The sequence below is a fragment of the Nocardia acididurans genome (genome assembly GCF_016741815.1).
Lineage (GTDB): Bacteria > Actinomycetota > Actinomycetes > Mycobacteriales > Mycobacteriaceae > Nocardia > Nocardia acididurans.
On the sequence record NZ_JAERRJ010000007.1, the window covers coordinates 324,911 to 343,828 of the forward strand.

The window sequence follows — 18,918 nt, forward strand, 5'->3', positions numbered from 1 at the left end:
CACCGGGCCGTGGCTACCATCGCCGAAGTGACTGTGATCCCGGACCCATCCCAGCCGTTCCCGCTCCCGCACGCACACCGGACGGTCTTCCTGAAACCGCATGTGGAATCGGAGAACATCGAGGTCGGTGACTACACGTACTTCGATGATCCGGAGTTCGCGACCGAGTTCGAGACCCGCAATGTGCTCTACGCCTTCGGGCCGGAGAAGTTGATCATCGGCAAATACTGCGCGATCGCCACCGGCACCCGGTTCATCATGGCCGGGGCCAATCACGCCACCCAGGGCGTGTCCACCTTCCCGTTCACCATCTTCGGCGGCACCTGGGCCGACGAGACCATGGACATCATCACCTCGATTCCGTCCAAGGGTGACACCGTCGTCGGCAACGACGTGTGGTTCGGCTACAACACGCTGATCATGCCGGGCGTCACCATCGGCGACGGCGCGATCATCGCCACCGGCGCCGTGGTCACCGCGGATGTGCCGCCGTACGCGATCGTCGGCGGCAATCCGGCGCGGGTGGCCAAGCAGCGCTACTCGGATGCGGACGTGGCGCGACTGCTGCGGGCCGCGTGGTGGAACTGGCCCGTCGAGCTCGTCACCGAGCACGTCCGCGCGATCATGAGCGGCACCCCCGCGGAGATCGAGCGGATCGCCCGGGAGAACGGCGTGATCTGAGCCGACTCAGCCGAGGGCGGCCGGTTCCGGTTGCTGCTGTTCCTGCGCCTCGCGCTCGTGTTTCCGCCGCAGGTTCTCGGCCACCTCGGCCTCCCATGCCTCATTGGCCTTGGCGGTGTCGACCTCGAATTCGAAGCGCTGCACCGACTTCGGGTCGATATCGGCGACATCGACGTAGAACTGGTCGTACCAGCGACGCAGCTGGTACACCGGCCCGTCCTCCTCGCAGAGCAGCGGGTTGTCGATCTTCGTCTTGTGCTTCCAGATCTCCACATCCTGCTGGAAGCCGACGCTGACGCCCTCGGCCAGCTGCTCGGCGAAGATCTTGACGTGCTCGTCGGGCAGATCCTTCGGCTTCTCCAGGCTGACGCCCCACATGAGCACGAACGAATCCTGCGTCACGGGATAGTGGCAGTTGATCAGCACCGTCTTGATCTCGAAGCCGCCGTAGTCGTTGAGCATCGGGTTGATCATGTACGACGGCCCGAAGTACGAGGCCTCGGAATCGATCAGCACGTCGATACCGGTTTCGGCGGCCATGCCGATATCGGGACGCCCCTTGGTCACCAGGTACTGCGTGGCGACATGTCCTTCGAAGACATTCTTGAAGAAGGTCGGGAAGGCGTAGTGCACATAGAAGAAGTGCGCCATGTCCACCACGTTGTCGATGATCTCGCGGCAGTTCGCGCCCTCGATGAGGACCGAATTCCACTCCCACGGCGTCCAGCCCTCGGCGAGCTGCTCGATCCCGCTGCCGTCGACGGCGGTGTACGGGCCGATGGCATGCGGAATGGTCACCTCGGGCGGCGGCGGATTGCCCTCGTGGTCGTGCCAGACGAACAGCTGACCGTTGCGCTCGAGGGTGGTCCAGGTGCGGGTGCGGGCGAGCGGCGGAACGCGGCGGGCGTACGGGATCGCCTTGCATTTGCCGTCACCGCCCCAGCGCCAGTCGTGGAACGGGCAGGCGACCTCGTCGCCCTTGATCTCACCCATGGACAGATCGCCGCCGAGATGGCGGCAGTACGCGTCCAGAACCTGCAGTTCGCCCGCGCTGTCGGCGAAGACGACGAGCTTGGTGCCGAAGGCCTTGACCGAGTGCGGCTTCCCGTCGCGGAAGCTCTCGGTCAGACCCAGGCAGTGCCAGCCCCGGGCATACCGGGCGGGCATGGCGCCCACGTCGATCTCCCGGATCTTGCCGCGCGGTCCCGGAGGTTTCGGTACATCCATGGTTGTTCCCTAATTCCGTTGGAGCTACCCGAAGTTGGTACTCGGGTACAGGAATCAGTTGATCATGGACGTCCGCGGATTTCCTGTTTCGAGGCGAGAACCACACTCCGTGGACCACCGCATGCAACCTTGCATACAGCGCCTCGACGCATGGAACTCCTTGCCCGCCAGGCGGCTTCACCCGACGCGTTCCGCCGCGCCGGGTCAGCGGCCGCGAACGATGCGGCGTAGCTTCACCACTCGCGGTCCGACCTCACGCTCGTAGCCGTGGTCGGTGGGATGGTAGTAGTCCGTGCCCACCAATTCGTCCGGCGGATACTGCTGGGCGAGAACACCATCCGGGTGATCGTGCGGATACCGGTAACCCTGCGCGTTGCCGAGCGCGGCGGCCCCGGCGTAGTGCCCGTCACGCAGATGCGGCGGCACCGCACCGGCTTTCCCGGCCGAGATGTCGGCCATGGCCGCGCCGATGCCCTTGATCACCGCACCCGACTTCGGGGCCGTGGCAATGTGAATGGTGGCCTGCGCCAACGCCAGCTGCGCCTCCGGCAACCCCACCAGCTGCACCACCTGCGCGGCGGCGACGGCGGTCTGCAGCGCGGTGGGGTCGGCCATGCCGACCTCCTCGCTGGCCTGAATCATCAAGCGGCGGGCGATGAATCGCGGATCCTCGCCCGCGCTGATCATGCGGGCCAGATAGTGCAGCGCGGCATCGACATCGGAACCGCGCAGCGATTTGATGAAGGCACTGATGACGTCGTAGTGCTGATCGCCCGCGCGGTCGTAGCGCACGGCCGCCTTGTCGACACTGGCCTCCACCAGCTCCACGCCGACCTTGCCGTCCAGCGAGGCTTCGGCCGACGCCTCCAGTGCGGTCAGCGCCCGGCGCGCGTCCCCGCCCGCGATCCGGACGATGTGGTCGTAGGCCGCGTCGGCGATCTCGTACTCCCCCGCCAGCCCGCGCGGGTCGGCGGCGGCGCGCTTGAGCACCGCGCGAATCTCGTCCTCGGTCAACGATTTCAACTGGAGTACCAGCGAACGCGACAGCAGTGCGGACACCACCGAGAAGGACGGGTTCTCCGTGGTCGCGCCGACCAGCAGCACGATGCGGTTCTCGACCGCCGCGAGCAGCGCGTCCTGCTGGGTCTTGGAGAAGCGGTGCACCTCGTCGATGAACAGCACGGTCTGCTCGCCGTGCACGAGGCGGCGGCGCGCCAGATCGATGACCCCGCGTACCTCCTTCACGCCCGCCGACAGCGCCGACAGCGCTTCGAAGCGCCGGCCGGTGGCCTGCGACAGCAGTGAGGCGAGGGTGGTCTTGCCGGTTCCGGGCGGACCGAACAGCAGGACCGAGGCGGCGCCGGAGCCCTCGACCAACCGGCGCAGTGGCGACCCCGGCCCGAGTAGATGCTGCTGCCCGACCACCTCGTCGAGGGTGCGCGGTCGCATGCGGACGGCGAGCGGCGCGAACTTCTCGCCACCCGCCGGTCCGCGCGGCGTGAAGTCCTCGGATACGGCCTCCGCTCCCGGCGCCTCGAACAGCCCATCACTCACGCGCACGACCCTACCGAGCGGGGCCGACACACTTGTGCGTGCGGGCCATCGCGCGGGCGGTCCGGTTAAGGTCTTCCGGTGACCGATCGGAGCATCCGGCAAACCGTCAGCTTCCGCTTTACGAACAATTCATCTGCCCGGTTTGCATTTTGGTCGCTTGATCAGTTGTGATCTCAGCCATGGTTCTCGGTGAGATGATCTCCACCCGCTTCGACCGGCGTGCCGCACTCAAGGGTGGCACCGCCGCGGTGGCGGTGAGCCTGCTCGGCGCCGCGGTCGCGCGCGCCGAGTCCACGGCGTTCCGGCACGGCGTCGCCTCGGGTGATCCACTGCCGAACGCGGTGATCCTCTGGACCCGCGTCACCCCGTCGGAGGACGCGCTGCCCGGCTCCGGCGCGGGCGCGCCCGTCAGCGTGCGCTGGGAGATCGCGAGCGACGAAGCCTTCGGATCTCTCGCGGCCTCCGGAACCCATACGGCCACCGCGGATTCCGACCACACCGTGAAGATCGACGCCACCGGCCTCGCCGCGGATCGCACCTATTTCTACCGCTTCACCGCCCTCGGCCAGACCTCCCCCGTCGGCCGAACCCACACCGCCCCAGCCGATTCCGCCACCCCGGACCGGCTGCGCCTCGGCGTGGTCTCCTGCGCGAACTGGGAAGCCGGATACTTCTCCGCCTACCGCCATCTCGCCGACCGCGGCGATCTGGACGCCATCGTGCACCTGGGCGACTACCTCTACGAGTACCAGCGCGGCGAATACGGCGGCCGCACCGGTTCGGTCCGCTGGCACGAGCCCGCCCACGAGATCGTGAGCCTGGCCGACTACCGAATCCGCCACGCGCAGTACAAGACCGACCCCGACCTGATGACGCTGCACGCGCGGCTGCCGTTCATCTGCACCTGGGACGACCACGAGACCGCCGACAACACCTGGTCGGGCGGCGCGGAGAACCACCAGCCCGCCACCGAGGGCGACTTCGGGATTCGCAAGGCCGCGGCGCTGCAGGCGTACCTGGAATGGATGCCCGTGCGCACCGGCGCGGACCGCCGCCTCTACCGCCGCCTGCGCTTCGGCACCCTCGCCGAACTCTCCATGCTCGATCTGCGCAGCTACCGCAGCGAGGAGGCCGAGGCGGGCGCGGGCTGGCGCGAGATCGACAGCCCGGACCGCACCATCACCGGCAAGGACCAAATGGATTGGGTCCAGGCGGGTTTGGTCTCCGCCCCGGTCACCTGGAAGCTCATCGGCAACCCGGTCATGATCGCGCCCCTGGTCTTCCCGCCCCTGGACCCGGCCGCCTCCGCCGCCTTCACCACCGCCCTGGGCCTGCCCCGGTCCGGCATCCCCGCCAACCCCGACCAGTGGGACGGCTACACCGCGGACCGCACCCGCCTGCTGCGCACCATCACCGACAACAAGGTCTCCGACGTGGTCTTCCTGACCGGAGACATCCACAGCTCCTGGGGCGCGGACGTTCCTCTCGACGCCGCCGCCTACCCGAACGGCCCCACCGCCGGCGTCGAATTCGTCGTCCCCTCGATCACGTCGATGAGCATCGGCGACACCATCGGCGGCGCGCCCCGCACCGCCGCGGTCCCGATCGAGGGCACCGTGAAGGGCATCAACCGCCACCTCCACTACACCGAACTGGACTCCCACGGCTACGGCGTCCTGCACGTCGACGCCGACCAGGCCCAGATGGACTGGTACTACGTCGCCGATGTCGCCGACCCGAATACCGCTGTCCGCCACGGCGCTTCCTACGGCGTCCGCCGCGGCGGCCGCATCGAGCCGCGTGCCACGCCCATGGTCTAGCCACCGCACCGATCCGCTATCGCCGAGTTACCCAACTGTTCAACTGACCAGTATTGCTAGTGGGCGCTTCATCGGGTGTGATCGAATATCGTGCTCCCCCTTTCGATCACACGCGCGGGCATCGACCGTCGCACCGCCCTGAAAACCGGCACCACCGCCGCACTCGCGGGCAGCGCCGCCCTGCTGACCACGGGCCGCGCCGCCGCGGACTCGCCGGTCTTCCGGCACGGCGTCGCCTCGGGCGATCCGCTGCCCACCGGAGTGATGCTCTGGACTCGCGTCACCCCGTCGGAGGACGCGCTGCCCGGCTCCGGTCGCGGCGAGGCCGTCACCGTGCGGTGGGAGATCGCCACCGATGCCGGATTCGGGAGCGTTGCCGCATCGGGAAACCACACGGCCACAGTCGAATCCGACCACACCGTCAAGGTGGACGCGGGCGGGCTCGCCCCGGCCACCGACTATTTCTATCGCTTCACCGCCCTGGGACAGGTCTCACGGATCGGCCGCACCCGCACCGCGCCCGGCGCACAGGACACCCCCGATCGACTGCGGTTCGGGGTGGCGTCCTGCGCCAACTACGAGGAGGGGTGGTTCGCCGCCTACCGGCATCTCGCCGCGCGGGAGGACCTCGACGCCGTCATTCATCTCGGCGACTACCTGTACGAATACGCGCGCGGAGCGCACGCGATCGCGCTGCCCAATGTGCGCCAGCACGATCCGGCGAACGAGATCGTCAGTCTCGCCGACTACCGAATTCGCCACGCGCAGTACAAGACCGACGAACACCTGGCGAACCTGCACGCGCGCGTCCCGTTCATCTGCACCTGGGACGATCACGAGAGCGCCAATGACGCGTGGCGCGGCGGGGCCGAGAACCATTCGCCCGCAACGGAAGGCGATTGGCAGGCGCGCCGGGCCGCCGCGCTGCGCGCCTATCTGGAGTGGATGCCGGTGCGGGCCGTGGGCACCGGCGCGGGCGCACAGCTGTACCGGCGACTGCGGTTCGGCACCCTCGCCGAGCTGTCCATGCTGGATCTGCGCAGCTACCGCGATCAGCAGCTGAAGGTGGGCGCGGGGTGGCGTGAGGTCGAGAATCCGGCGCGCACGCTGACCGGCGCGGCCCAGATGGAGTGGCTCACAGCGGGTCTCACCACCGCCACCGCCCAGTGGAAGCTGGTCGGCACCTCGGTGATGATCGCACCGCTGAACCTGCCGACCCTCGATCCCACCACCGCTCAGGCCTTCGCGAAGACACTGGGCACCCCCGAGTCCGGGCTGCCGGTCAACCTGGACCAGTGGGACGGCTACGCCGCCGACCGGCAGCGACTGTTCACCGCCCTGCGCGACCAGTCCGTCCGCGATGTGGTGTTCCTGACCGGTGACATCCACAGCTCGTGGGCGGCCGACCTGCCGGTCGATGCCGGCGAGTACCCCGCCGGACCCACGGTCGGTGCGGAGTTCGTGGTGCCCTCGGTCTCCATGGGCAGTATCGGCGACTTCACCCATCTGCCGCCGCGCACGGTGTCGGTGGCTCTGGAGAACACCATTCGCGCCATGAACCACCACATGCAGTACGCGGAACTGGATTCGCACGGGTACGGCGTCCTGCACGTGGACAGCACGCAGGCGCAGATGGACTGGTTCTACGTCAGCTCGGTGACCGACCCGAACGCCGGTGTGCGCCACGGCGCGTCGCGGGCGGTGCCGACCGGCGGCCGGATGGAATCGCGCACCGCGCCGATGGCCTGACTCCCGTTCCGAACGGCTGCCCGATAACCGACGAAGGCCGGAATTCGACTGTTTCCCAGTCGAATTCCGGCCTTCGATGGCTCGGGACTATTCCTCCCAGTGCTCCTCGAGCGTGGCCGACACATGTTCGGCGAAGTCGCCGAGGGTGTCGTCACCCGTGCAGCGGGCGTCCTCGGCGAGGGCGGCCCAGCGGTTGATCAGCGCCGCGGAGCGCGGGATCGACAGCCCGTGTTCGCGGGCGGCCGCGATGCGGGTGTGGTCGGCGGGCAGGAACCAGTAGGTGGACAACCAGACCCAGATGAGCCGGGCCTCGAGGATGCGTTCGGCGAGGACGTCGTCGTCGGCCAGGGACGGCCAGACCGCCACCACTTCCGAGCGCCAGGCCTCCACCATCTGCCGGGCGCGTTCGCGGGAGAGCTCGAAGTCGCACAGGCAGCCGGGGAAGGAGACGAGGGCGTAGGCGATGTCGAGGGTGGCGTCGCGGAAACCGCCCCACTCGTAGTCGAGGAACCGCGCGCCCTCCTCGTTGAGGATGACATTGTCGGGGCACAGGTCGGATGGGCTGAACGCGCGATAGCGGCCGGCGGAGAAGAGCCGATTGCCGCGCACGATGCGTTCGGCGATCTCGCCCGGCACCTCGATGCCGAGTTCGCGGCCTAGCATGGCCGGGACTTCGGCGACGGCGGATTCGGCCTGCTGGGCGATGCCGTCGACCCGGTGCACGACGTCGACCCGGCGGAGCAGGGCGACGAAGTCGGCCTCACGCCCGACGGTTGCCGCGTGCATGCGGCCCAGCGCCTGCGCGAAGGCCATGAGGGCGTTGCGCCCGGCGGGTTCGACGTTCGCCTGCAGCACCTGGGTGAGCGACGTGTTCTCCCCCAGGTCGCTGAGGATGAGCAGTCGCTCGGGCAGGCTGTATCCCAGTAGGTACGCGCCGGGCCGGTGGTCGCGGCCGAGGGCGGTGGTGAACTGGTAGGAGACAGCCTCGCGTAGGAAGGCGGAGTCGATACTCGCGACTCCGGGTGCCATGCCTCCGGTGCGTCGCTCCTTCGCTGCCCCGCGCACCTGTTTCACTATGAGGGTGCGAGGAAGTGAAAAAGCGTTCTCCGCAACACGGACGCGTAGAACCGTCGTCCTACCACTGCCGCTGAGTTCCATCGGATCGCTCAGCTTTACCGCAGCACCCATTCGCTTTGTGAGCAACTGTTGTGCCGCGTACACGACTTCGGCGGCGCGTTCGGCCAATAGTGCGGTCATCGGGCTCCAAGTTACTCGCTCCAGGTCACTTTCAGCGAGCGGTTACGCAACCTTTCGCGCGTCTTCCGGCGTGTCTTTGTGAAGGGTTTGCCCACACGGCGCTGGATGCTTGACACGACCGGGACCCTCTAGTTGTCTCATGTTCAACTGCTGTGCGCCACACCGTAAACCGGGAAATGTGAAAGGCTAGCGCCTATGACCGGCACGCCGCCCGCCGCACCGAAAGAACCTTCTGGCGAGAACCCCGCGGGGGAGGGCGGGTACCAGTATCCACCCCGTTCCGGACAGCATCAGAATCCGCAGCAGGAAAACCCCGAGCCCCCACCGCATTCGGCGGGTTCGGGCGCCGCGGGCGCGGGCGGACGGCACGGTATGCCGGGGCTCGCGGGGTATCCGCAGTTCGAGGGCCCGGGTGCGGCGCACTACGGCAGCGAACCGGTGGAACCGCCGCCGCCACTGAATCCCCCCACCGGCGCGCCCGTTTCGTCCGGATACTCCCAATCGGGAGGTCTGCCGCCGCAGGGTGGGTACGCACCCCAGCCGGGGCACACACCGCCGGGTGGGTACCCCCAACAGGGTGGGTACGCACAGCAGGGCGGGTACGCACCGCAGGGCGGTAACCCACAACAGGGCGGGTACCCACCGCAGGGTGCGAACCCGCAGCACGGTGGGTACCCACCCCAAGGTGGTTATCCGCCAGCGGGATCCACGCCGCAGCAGGGCGCGGCCCCGTCCGGAGCAACCCCCGGCGCCCCGCCCGCAGGCGTTCCGCCGCAGGGCGATGCGCCCGCACCGGCCGCGGCACCCGGCTACGACCGAGACCGCCTCGATGTCGGCCGCGCCCTCGGCTACGGTTGGGATCGCTTCCGCCTCAACCCGATTGCGTGGATGGGCATGGTGCTCATCGGCCTGATCGCCTGGCTCATGGTCACCCTGCTGGTGAACCTGCTCGATGTGCAATCCCTCTCCGGGGTGCTGCTGCTGTTCGCCGTGGCCGCCCTGGTGGTGTGGCTGTTGCAGGCGGCCATGATTCGCGGCGCGCTCAGCGAAACCGACGGCACCCCACCGGATTTCCCCACCTTCTTCGCCTTCGACAACGCCGGGCGCGTCCTCGTCACCGCGCTCATCGTGTTCGTCGCCGGACTGGTCGCCTCGCTGGCCTGCGTCTTCCCCGCGGTGATCGTCGGCGTGCTGTGCATGTTCTCGCTGCACTTCGTGATCGACCACGACCTGAGCCCGCTCGAAGCCATCAAGGCCAGCGCCCAGCTGGTCATCCGCAATCCGCTGCCGGTCATCCTGCTGGCGGTCGCGGTACTGGTGATGACCGTCATCGGCGCGCTGCTGTGCGGGCTGGGCCTGCTGGTGGCCGGTCCGGTGTCGGCCATCGCGGTCACCTACGCCTACCGCACCCTCACCGGCGGCCTGGTCGCCTGGACCTGAGCGCCCACCCGATTCGAAAACGACAGTGCCCCCGGTATCGGCCGATACCGGGGGCACTGTCGTGAAGAGCGTTACTTCTTGGCTTCGACGACCGGGTTGCCGTCAGCGTCGAGCTTGGCGTTCAAGCCCGCCTCCTGCCGCTGCTGCAGGGTGATCGGCGTCGGCGCGTCGGTCAGCGGGTCCACGCCGCCACCCGACTTCGGGAAGGCGATGACCTCGCGGATGGAATCCACCCCGGCAAGCAGCGCGGTGATGCGGTCCCAGCCGAAGGCGATGCCGCCCATGGGCGGTGCGCCGAAGGAGAACGCGTCGAGGAGGAAGCCGAACTTCTCCTGCGCCTCGGCCTCGCCGATGCCCATCACCTTGAACACGCGTTCCTGCACGTCACGGCGGTGGATACGGATCGAGCCGCCGCCGATCTCATTGCCGTTGCAGACGATGTCGTAGGCGTAGGCCAGCGCCGCACCCGGATCGGTGTCGAAGGTGGCCAGGTGCTCGGGCTTGGGCGAGGTGAACGCGTGGTGCACCGCGGTCCAGGCCGAATGGCCCAGGGCCACATCGCCGCTCGCGGTGGCGTCGGCGGCCGGCTCGAACATGGGCGCGTCCACGATCCACACGAAGGCCCAGGCGTCGTCGTCGATGAGACCGCACTTGCGCGCGATCTCGCCACGCGCCGCGCCCAGCAGCGCACGGCTGGACTTGGCGTCACCGGCGGCGAAGAACACACAGTCGCCCGGCTCCGCGCCGACCTGCTTGGCCAGACCCTCGCGCTCGGCGTCGGTGAGGTTCTTGGCGACCGGGCCGCCGAGGGTGCCGTCCTCGTTGAAGGTGATGTAGGCCAGGCCCTTGGCGCCGCGCTGCTTGGCCCACTCCTGCCAGGCGTCGAACTGGCGACGCGGCTGCGACGCACCGCCCGGCATGACGACCGCGCCGACGTACGGAGACTGGAACACCCGGAACTGGGTGTCCGCGAAGTACTCCTTCATCTCGGTGATCTCGACACCGAAGCGCAGGTCGGGCTTGTCGGAGCCGTAGCGGCGCATGGCCTCGGCGTAGGTCATGTGCGGGATCGGCGTGGTGATCTCGTGGCCGACCAGCTTCCACAGCGCGACCAGGATGTCCTCGGCCAGCAGGATGACGTCTTCCTGCTCGACGAAGCTCATCTCGATGTCGAGCTGGGTGAACTCGGGCTGGCGGTCGGCGCGGAAGTCCTCGTCGCGGTAGCAGCGCGCGATCTGGTAGTAGCGCTCGATGCCGCCGACCATGAGCAGCTGCTTGAACAGCTGCGGCGACTGCGGCAGTGCGTAGAACTTGCCCGGCTGCAGACGGGCCGGAACCAGGAAGTCGCGCGCGCCCTCGGGGGTGGACCGGGTCATGGTCGGGGTCTCGACCTCGACGAACGCGTGCTTGGCCAGCACCTCGCGGGCGGCGGCGTTCACCTTCGAGCGCAGGCGGATGGCGTGGCCGGGGCCCTCGCGACGCAGGTCGAGGTAGCGGTACTTCAGACGCGCCTCTTCGCCGGGCTCGTCATCGAGCTGGAACGGCAGCGGCGCGGCCTCGTTGAGCACCTCGAGCGCGGTGACGTTGACCTCGATCGCGCCGGTCGGCAGATTCGGGTTCTCGCTGCCCGCCGGGCGGTTCTCGACCACACCGGTGACCTTCACACAGAACTCGTTGCGCAGCTTGTGGGCCTGTTCGGCGGGCTCGCCCTCACGGAAGACGGCCTGCGAAACACCCGACGCATCGCGCAGATCGATGAAGATCACGCCACCGTGGTCTCGCCGCCGGGCCACCCAACCGGTGAGGGTGACGGTCTGACCGGCGTGCTCGCTTCGCAGCGAACCAGCCAAGTGGGTGCGCAGCACGGGATTCCTTTCGACGGATTCGAGCACCGGAGTGTGAACGGGTGCGCCGTACATCGTAGTTAGACACGTTCACCAAGTGGAAACCGATATCCGATCCCCCGTGCCAAGCTGTAGCGGCACGCACCGAACAGCAACGATCCTGACGCACCGAAGGCCCCGATGGGCGACCGCAGACGGGAGTTACCGCAATGACTTTCAACGAGGGCCTGCAGATCGATCCGGATCGGGTGTCGTCCGGCGGCGGGCCGGGCATGGGCGGCGGTATCGCGCTCGGCGGCGGCGCGCTGGGCATCATCGCGTTGATCGCCACACTGCTGCTCGGAGGTGATCCGGGCAGCATTCTCGGCCAGTTCACCGGAGCCGACTCCCAGCAGCAGGGCACCGCGCAGACCCCCGAGCACTGCAAGACCGGCGCGGACGCCAACAAGTACGTCGACTGCCGCGTGGTGCTGACGGTGCAGAGCCTGGACTCGGTGTGGAACACCGAACTGCCCAAGCAGACCCGCAAGCGCTACGTCGAGCCCAAGGTGCAGCTGTTCTCCGGTGTCATCAACACCGGCTGCGGGCGCGCCTCCTCGGCGGTCGGCCCCTTCTACTGCCCCGCCGACCAGACCGCCTACTTCGACACCAGCTTCTTCCAGGAGCTCAAGGACCGCTTCGGCGCGACCGGCGGCCCGCTGGCCGAGGAGTATGTCGTGGCCCACGAGTTCGGCCACCACATCCAGAACCTGCTCGGCGATCTGGGCCGCGCCCAGCGCGATCCGCGGGGCCCCGAATCCGGCGCGGTCCGCACCGAACTGCAGGCCGACTGCTACGCGGGCGTCTGGGCCTACTGGGCCGACAAGCTCCCCGCCCCCGGCTCCAGCGAACCCTTCCTGAAGCCGTTGACCCGCGACCAGATTCGCGACGCCCTCTCCGCCGCCGCGGCCGTCGGCGACGATCACATCCAGAAATCGTCCGGTGCCCGCGTGAATCCCGAAGCCTGGACTCACGGTTCTTCCGAACAGCGCCAGAAGTGGTTCCTCGCCGGCTACCAGACCGGCCAGGTCACCTCCTGCGACACCTACAACGCCCGCGACCTGGACAACCCGCCGACCCTGAAGCTGTGAGCCGAGCTCCGGGTGTGCAGCCGCAGACCACTCCACAACCGAGCCCCCGCCGCGCGTAGCCGAATCACACTGTGGAGCAACCGTTCCGGTGCCGTGCCCGCGTGACGTCGGCGTGCCTTCGGTGACTCGGCGCCGCGCGCGAGGCAGAATCACCGGCGGCGGGCGCGTGCTCGCGAGGGAGCTTGGAGGCGGTTCATGCGGAGCAACGGCGGGCTGGAACTCGGAAGACCGCGCGGCACAGCGCGTTTCAGCGGCACAGCGCGTTTCGGAGGGACAGCGCGCGCGGTCGTGGCACGGCGAGTTGCCGCCGCCGTGCTGGCGGGTGTGATGCTCACGGGCACAGGCGGATTCGCCGCCGCTCAGGAACCGGCCGCACCGACCTCGGTCGCTCCGGTCTCGCCCGTCTCGCCCGCGGCGCCTGCTCCCGCTCCGGTCGCGGTGACCACGCAGTTCATTCTGACCACGCTGCCGAATGCCTGGCAGACGCGCCTGGATCTGAAGCCGGTGCTGGAGGTGCGGTCGGACGGAACCGCCGTCAAGCGGCCCGATGGCGGCACCCAGGAGATCAACGGCACGGTGCCCGCCGCGGCACTCGCCGCGGCGGCCAGTGAGATTCGCGCACTCGCCGCCGCGGATATGGGCACGCCGTCGGTCACCGACCAGGGCGCGGTGATTCTCGACTACATGCCCGCGCCGCCGGATCAGGATGTGCATCTGATCGTCTACGCGCCCACCGTCACCGATGGTCTCACCGAGGAGCAGAAAGCCTCCCGCGCCCGCTTCACCACGGTGTTCGACAGTCTGCTCACCGCATTCGTCGCCGCGTGAGTTCCCGCTGCGGTCAGCGAGCCGATCGCCGACCGCAGCGGATCGCTAACTGACGGTCCAGGTTTCGCGGCCGGTGAGCAGGTGCTGCAGCGAATCCTCGCGCACCGGTTTGCGTTCGGCGGCCGTCTCCAGCTGGGCGCGGACCCCGTCGTCGTAGGTGGGGCGGGAGACGCTGCGGAAGATGCCCGTGACCACGTGGGAGAGATCCTGTTCGGACAGCCGCGAGAGCGCGTAGGCGTATTCGGGATCCTCGGCGTAGGCGTCGTGCACCACGATCTCGGATTCCGCGACCGTGTCGGCGCACACCACGCGCATGCCGAAACCCTGTCGCACGACCGCGAATTCACCGTCCGCGCCGAAGCGGATGGGTTCGCCGTGGTGCAGGCGGATGAGGTGGGATTCGGCGTTCTCCTTGCGGAGCATGTCGAAGGAGCCGTCGTTGAAGATCGGGCAGTCCTGCAGGATCTCCACGAAGGAGGTGCCGCGGTGTTCGGCGGCGGCGCGCAGCACCTCGGTGAGGCCGGCGCGGTCGGAGTCCAGCGCCCGTGCGGCGAAGGTTGCTTCGGCGCCCAGCGCCACCGACAGCGTGTTGAACGGATGGTCGACCGAGCCCATGGGCGTGGACTTGGTGACCTTCCCGGGTTCCGAGGTCGGTGAGTACTGGCCCTTGGTGAGACCGTAGATCCTGTTGTTGAACAACAGAATCGTCATGTTCACATTGCGCCGCAGGGCGTGGATGAGGTGGTTGCCGCCGATGGAGAGGGCGTCGCCGTCCCCGGTCACCACCCAGACCGACAGGTCCGGGCGGGTCACCGCCAGACCGGTCGCGATGGCGGGCGCACGGCCGTGGATGGAGTGGATCCCGTACGCCTCCAGGTAGTACGGGAACCGGCTCGAGCAGCCGATGCCGGAGACGAACATGAGGTTCTCGCGGCGCAGGCCGAGGTCGGCGAGGAAGCCGCGCACGGTGGCGAGGATGACGTAGTCACCGCAGCCGGGGCACCACCGCACCTCCTGATCGGAGGTGTAGTCCTTGGCTTTCTGGGGGCCGTCGGCATGCGGCACGCCGGACAGCCCGGTGAGCCCGAGATCCGTTCCGACGAGCGGGTTCTCCATGATGGTCATGACTTGCCCCCTGTGGTGCGGTAGGTCGCCCGCGCCCGCGCGGCGAAGGCCTTGCTCTGTTCCATCTCGGCGATGGAACCGTCCAGGGCCGCGTCGATCACGCCGACCAGCTCCTGCGCGGAGAAGGCGGTTCCGGCGACTTTGGTCCACGGCTGGACGTCTACCAGGTATTCGGCGCGGAGCAGCATGGCGAGCTGTCCGCCGTTCATCTCCGGCGCGACGACCGTGCGATACCGGCGCAGGACGTCACCGAGGTTGGCGGGGAAGGGATTCAGATGCCGCAAATGCGCCTGCGCCACCGGAACGCCGCGCCGCCGGGCACGGCGGCACGCCTCACCGATGGGTCCGTAGGAGCTGCCCCATCCGATGAGCAGCAGTTCCGCGCGCCCGTCCGGATCGTCGACCTCGATATCGGGCACGGTGATGCCGTCGATCTTGGCTTGGCGCAACCGGACCATGAGTTCGTGATTGGCCGGATCGTAGGAGATGTTGCCGCTGCCGTCGGCCTTCTCGAGGCCGCCGATGCGGTGCGCGCGACCCTTGGTGCCGGGCACGGCGATCGGGCGCGCGAGGGTTTCGGGATCGCGGGCGTAGGGCTGGAAGTCGTCGCCGTCCTCGCCGTCGGCCTCGAATCCCGGTTCGATGCGCGCCATCTCCGACACCCGCGGAATCGACCACGGTTCGGAGCCGTTGGCGATGGCGCCGTCGGACAGCAGCAGCACCGGTGTGCGGTAGGTGAGCGCGATCCGCGCGGCCTCGACCGCCGCGTCGAAACAGTCGGCGGGAGAACGCGGTGCGATGACGGCCACCGGCGATTCGCCGTTGCGCCCGTAGAGCGCCTGCAGCAGATCGGCCTGCTCGGTCTTGGTGGGCAGACCGGTGGACGGCCCGCCGCGCTGCACATCGATGATGACCAGCGGCAGTTCGGTCATGACGGCCAGGCCGATGGCCTCGCTCTTGAGCGCGAGACCCGGCCCGGAGGTGGAGGTGACGCCGAGCGCGCCGCCGAGGGTGGCCCCCAACGCCGCACCGATTCCGGCGATCTCGTCCTCGGCCTGGAACGTAGTGATGCCGAAGTTCTTGTGCTTGCTCAGTTCGTGCAGGATGTCGGAGGCCGGGGTGATGGGATACGTCCCGAGAAATACCGGCAATCCCGACAATTGGCCCGCAGTGACGAGTCCGTAGGCGAGCGCGGTATTCCCGGTGATCTGCCGATAGGTTCCGGCGGGCAGCGTCGCGGGAGCGACCTCATAGGTCGTCGCGAACGATTCGGTCGTTTCGCCGTAATTCCAGCCTGCCCGGAATGCGAGGATATTCGCTTCGGCCACATCGGGTTTGGCCGCGAATTTCTCCCGCATGAACTGTTCGGTGCCGCCGATGGGCCGCCCGTACATCCAGGACAGCAATCCCAGCGCGAACATATTCTTGGCGCGCTGCCCATCCTTTTTGCCCACACCGGTCGGTTCGGTTGCGGTGAGCGTCAACGACGTCATGGGCACCCGGTGCACCACGAAATCGGACAGAGTGTCATCGGTGAGAGGGTCGCCAGCGTACCCGACCTTGGACAGATTGCGTTTGGAGAACTCGTCGGTATTGACGATGACCGTCGCCCCGCGCGCCAGATCCTCCAGATTCGCCTTCAGCGCCGCGGGATTCATCGCCACCAGCACATCGGGCTGGTCACCCGCGGTGAGGATGTCGTAGTCGGCGATCTGGATCTGGAAGGACGAGACACCGGGCAGCGTGCCCTGGGGCGCACGGATCTCGGCGGGGAAATTGGGCTGGGTGGCAAGATCGTTGCCGAAGGCCGCGGCCTCGTGGGTGAATCTGTCACCGGTGAGCTGCATACCGTCACCGGAGTCGCCCGCGAAGCGAATTACGACCCTTTCCAATTTCTCTGTGGCACCGGCCTTTCCAGCCTGAGCCCCAGCGCTGTCGTCATGCTGCGAAACCATGCGCGTGCATCACTTCCTCGTCGCTGTGAGGTACCAACGCCAAACTACTCCGCCATATTCGCGACACACCCGCGAAGTTAGCGGTTGCACAAGAAATCTCGGCCGGTTTCAGGCGAAAAGAGCCAACTGCCGGTCGGGTGCCGGAGAGTCGCTGACCCGTAGCTCCGGGTTCTCCGGAAGCTCACTGTCGGTAGGACGCTCGCGGTTCAAACGGTATTTCTCCAGCAGCGGCTCGATACGGCCGCGTAGCCACGCAGAATACTCCGGTGTAACCGAAGCTCCGCGACCATACAACTGTCGGTAGCGTCGCAGCAGCGCGGGGTGCTCTTCGGCGAGCCACTCGAGGAACCACCCGCGCGTACTGCCGCGCAGATGCATGGGGAAGGCGGTGACGTGATCGGCCCCGGCGTCGGCGATGGCGGCGAAGAGCTCGTCCAGATGCGCCTTACCGTCGGTGAGGTACGGAATGACCGGAGCCACCATGACATTCACGGCGAATCCGGCATCGGCGAGGGCACGCACCAGCTCCAGCCGTGCGCGCGGCGAGGGCGTACCGTGTTCCAGGCTCTTGTGCAGATCCTCGTCGAGGATGGCGATGGACACCGCCACCTGCACGTCCACCTGCCGCGCGGCCTGGGTGAGCAGCGGCAGGTCCCGGCGCAGCAGGGTGCCCTTGGTGAGAATCGAGAAGGGCGTGCCGGATTCGGTGAGCGCGCCGATGATGCCCGGCATCAGCCGGTAGCGGCCCTCGGCGCGCTGATAGGGATCGGTATTCGTGCCCAGCGCAACGGGTTCCCGCCGCCAGGAGCGCTTGTGCAGCTCCCGGCGCAGGACCGCGGCGACATTGGTCTTGACGACGATCTGCGAGTCGAAATCGTCGCCGGCGTCCAGATCGAGGTACTCGTGCGTGCCGCGCGCGAAACAGTAGCGGCACGCGTGCGAGCACCCGCGCATGGGATTGACCGTCCAGCCGAACGGCAGGCTGTCGCTGTCGACCTTGTTCAGCGCGGACTTACACAACACCTCGTGAAAGGTGATGCCTTCGAACTCGGGGGTCTGTACGCTGCGTACGAAACCGGCACGTTCGAGCCCGGGCAGCGCGCCGTCATCGGCGTCCAAGGTCTGGCTTTGCCACCGCACCACCCAAGTCGAACATGTGTTCTAGCTCGAAGTCAAGCGATACCGCTGTCTCACGCGATCTTCAGCGTGTCGGGCTTGACGGTCTGCCCGTTGTAGAAGGCCACCAGATCGCGCACCGTCTCCTTGGCCGGACGCGGCTGATAGCCGAGTTCCGTTGCGGCCTTGGCGTGTTCGACGATCGGCGCGGACAGCAGCGCGCCCATGGACGCCTTGGACAGCTTGTCGGTGCCGAAGGCGCGCCCGGCGGGCTCGAGCACCGGCATCAGCGCGGCGATCACCTTGGGCGAGATCGCGAAGGCGGGCTTGAGCTTCCCGTTCACCTCGGCCGCGAAGCGGGTGATCTCCAGCATGTTCACGAATTCGCCGCCGAGCAGGTAGTTCTCACCGGTCTTGCCGCGTTCGCCGGCCAGGATCAGGCCCTTGGCCACATCGCGCACGTCGACCAGGTCGAAGCCGCCGCCGATCATCACCGGCACCCGGCCGCGCGCGGCATCCCAGATCACCTTGTTGATGCGGGAGTCGCTGTAGTCGATGGGTCCGTACACACCGGTCGGATTGCAGATGACCGCGTCCAGACCCTCGTCGATCACCTTGCGCAGCTCGATCTCGCCCTGGAACTTCGAGCGGTCGTACACCGGCAGATCCGGATCGATGGACCGCGGCGCACGCTCGTTGATGCGACCGCCACAGCTGTACTGGTTGAACGCGTGGATGGAGCTGGTGTGCACCATGCGCCGCACGCCGACCTCGCGCGCGGCCTCGGCCACGACGCGCACGCCCTCGGTGTTGACCCGCCAGGCCAGATCGTTCTTGTGCGCCAGGGTGATCAGCGCGACCAGATGGTAGACGACCTCCGCGCCGTCGAGCACCGTACGCATCGAGGCGGGGTCGAGCACGTCACCGTTGACCCAGGTGACACCGTCCTGGCTCGTGCTGGGCCGGACGCGATCGATGGCGGTAACCTCGTGACCGCGATCCGTGAGCTGGCGAAGTAGGTTGGTGCCAAGGAACCCGGCGGCGCCGGTGACTGCGACCTTCATGGCATGAAGAATATAGAACTTGTTCTAATTTGCAACACGTTCCAGTTTGAGCCGGGGGTCGGTTCAGGGGTGCGAGAACCAGCCAAGATCGAGAGCTGGACGGCCGGTGGGATATATTCGGCACCGCA

14 protein-coding genes are annotated in these 18,918 nt (G+C 67.9%); 6 read left to right on the top strand and 8 right to left on the bottom strand.

The genetic code is table 11. From position 1 onward, the window contains the following. The first annotated feature begins 27 nt into the window (after positions 1-27). Complete coding sequence (locus tag JK358_RS19965; protein ID WP_372440690.1) at positions 28-681, top strand: CatB-related O-acetyltransferase; 654 nt, start codon at positions 28-30, stop codon at positions 679-681. A gap of 6 nt (positions 682-687) precedes the next feature. Here JK358_RS19965 and JK358_RS19970 read toward each other — a convergent pair whose 3' ends face one another. Both JK358_RS19970 and JK358_RS19975 read right to left on the bottom strand, forming a co-directional pair. Then, the gene (locus JK358_RS19970; protein ID WP_201949232.1) at positions 688-1,908 is read right to left on the bottom strand and encodes a 3-ketosteroid-9-alpha-monooxygenase, oxygenase component; all 1,221 of its coding nucleotides are present in this window, start codon (positions 1,906-1,908) and stop codon (positions 688-690) included. 204 nt (positions 1,909-2,112) lie between these two features. Continuing rightward, positions 2,113-3,462 carry a replication-associated recombination protein A gene (locus JK358_RS19975; protein ID WP_307817632.1) on the bottom strand — a complete coding sequence of 450 codons (1,350 nt, stop codon included), beginning with the start codon at positions 3,460-3,462 and terminating at the stop codon, positions 2,113-2,115. Between the two features lie 179 nt (positions 3,463-3,641). On the opposite strand from JK358_RS19975, the gene JK358_RS19980 reads away from it, so the two are divergent. Together JK358_RS19980 and JK358_RS19985 are read left to right on the top strand one after the other, a co-directional pair. Beyond that, positions 3,642-5,282 (top strand): alkaline phosphatase D family protein, encoded by a 1,641-nt coding sequence (locus JK358_RS19980; protein WP_232851558.1) that lies wholly within the window; start codon positions 3,642-3,644, stop codon positions 5,280-5,282. A 90-nt stretch (positions 5,283-5,372) separates the two neighbouring features. After that, entirely contained in the window at positions 5,373-7,031 is a 1,659-nt protein-coding gene (locus JK358_RS19985) for an alkaline phosphatase D family protein (RefSeq protein ID WP_372440691.1), read from the top strand. An 87-nt stretch (positions 7,032-7,118) separates the two neighbouring features. Here JK358_RS19985 and JK358_RS19990 read toward each other — a convergent pair whose 3' ends face one another. Further along, on the bottom strand, positions 7,119-8,288 hold the full coding sequence (locus tag JK358_RS19990) for a phosphotransferase family protein (protein ID WP_201949233.1): 1,170 nt from the start codon (positions 8,286-8,288) through the stop codon (positions 7,119-7,121). A gap of 195 nt (positions 8,289-8,483) precedes the next feature. Here JK358_RS19990 and JK358_RS19995 point away from each other — a divergent pair, with 195 nt between their 5' ends. Beyond that, on the top strand, positions 8,484-9,728 hold the full coding sequence (locus tag JK358_RS19995) for a hypothetical protein (RefSeq protein WP_201949234.1): 1,245 nt from the start codon (positions 8,484-8,486) through the stop codon (positions 9,726-9,728). Between the two features lie 71 nt (positions 9,729-9,799). Here JK358_RS19995 and aspS read toward each other — a convergent pair whose 3' ends face one another. Further along, positions 9,800-11,593, bottom strand: coding sequence for an aspartate--tRNA ligase (aspS, locus tag JK358_RS20000; RefSeq protein ID WP_201949235.1), 1,794 nt, complete (start codon positions 11,591-11,593; stop codon positions 9,800-9,802). Positions 11,594-11,781: 188 nt separating this feature from the next. Here aspS and ypfJ point away from each other — a divergent pair, with 188 nt between their 5' ends. Further along, positions 11,782-12,702: a KPN_02809 family neutral zinc metallopeptidase gene (ypfJ, locus tag JK358_RS20005; RefSeq protein WP_201949236.1), complete on the top strand. Its 921-nt coding sequence runs from the start codon at positions 11,782-11,784 to the stop codon at positions 12,700-12,702. Positions 12,703-12,990: 288 nt separating this feature from the next. Next, on the top strand, positions 12,991-13,530 hold the full coding sequence (locus JK358_RS20010) for a hypothetical protein (RefSeq protein WP_307817633.1): 540 nt from the start codon (positions 12,991-12,993) through the stop codon (positions 13,528-13,530). A 45-nt stretch (positions 13,531-13,575) separates the two neighbouring features. Here JK358_RS20010 and JK358_RS20015 read toward each other — a convergent pair whose 3' ends face one another. The 4 genes from JK358_RS20015 to JK358_RS20030 all read right to left on the bottom strand — a co-directional run bounded on the left by JK358_RS20015 (position 13,576) and on the right by JK358_RS20030 (position 18,790). Continuing rightward, positions 13,576-14,655, bottom strand: a complete 1,080-nt coding sequence (locus tag JK358_RS20015) for a 2-oxoacid:ferredoxin oxidoreductase subunit beta (protein ID WP_201949237.1) — start codon at positions 14,653-14,655, stop codon at positions 13,576-13,578. Beyond that, the gene (locus JK358_RS20020) at positions 14,652-16,610 is read right to left on the bottom strand and encodes a 2-oxoacid:acceptor oxidoreductase subunit alpha (protein ID WP_201949238.1); all 1,959 of its coding nucleotides are present in this window, start codon (positions 16,608-16,610) and stop codon (positions 14,652-14,654) included. The genes JK358_RS20015 and JK358_RS20020 overlap by 4 nt, the downstream gene beginning before the upstream one ends. Positions 16,611-16,718: 108 nt before the next feature. Further along, positions 16,719-17,750, bottom strand: a complete 1,032-nt coding sequence (locus JK358_RS20025) for an Rv2578c family radical SAM protein (RefSeq protein WP_201949239.1) — start codon at positions 17,748-17,750, stop codon at positions 16,719-16,721. Between the two features lie 50 nt (positions 17,751-17,800). Next, positions 17,801-18,790 (bottom strand): NAD-dependent epimerase/dehydratase family protein, encoded by a 990-nt coding sequence (locus tag JK358_RS20030; RefSeq protein ID WP_201949240.1) that lies wholly within the window; start codon positions 18,788-18,790, stop codon positions 17,801-17,803. Positions 18,791-18,918: the final 128 nt, after the last annotated feature.

Excerpts from the sequence above, each read along its gene's own strand:
- JK358_RS19990 (WP_201949233.1), bottom strand. The coding sequence starts at position 8,288 with ATGACCGCACTATTGGCCGAACGCGCCGCCGAAGTCGTGTACGCGGCA.
- JK358_RS19995 (WP_201949234.1), top strand. The coding sequence starts at position 8,484 with ATGACCGGCACGCCGCCCGCCGCACCGAAAGAACCTTCTGGCGAGAAC.
- JK358_RS20015 (WP_201949237.1), bottom strand. The coding sequence starts at position 14,655 with ATGACCATCATGGAGAACCCGCTCGTCGGAACGGATCTCGGGCTCACC.
- JK358_RS20030 (WP_201949240.1), bottom strand. The coding sequence starts at position 18,790 with ATGAAGGTCGCAGTCACCGGCGCCGCCGGGTTCCTTGGCACCAACCTA.
- ypfJ (WP_201949236.1), top strand. The coding sequence starts at position 11,782 with ATGACTTTCAACGAGGGCCTGCAGATCGATCCGGATCGGGTGTCGTCC.
- JK358_RS19970 (WP_201949232.1), bottom strand. The coding sequence starts at position 1,908 with ATGGATGTACCGAAACCTCCGGGACCGCGCGGCAAGATCCGGGAGATC.
- JK358_RS19980 (WP_232851558.1), top strand. The coding sequence starts at position 3,642 with ATGGTTCTCGGTGAGATGATCTCCACCCGCTTCGACCGGCGTGCCGCA.
- JK358_RS20020 (WP_201949238.1), bottom strand. The coding sequence starts at position 16,610 with ATGGTTTCGCAGCATGACGACAGCGCTGGGGCTCAGGCTGGAAAGGCC.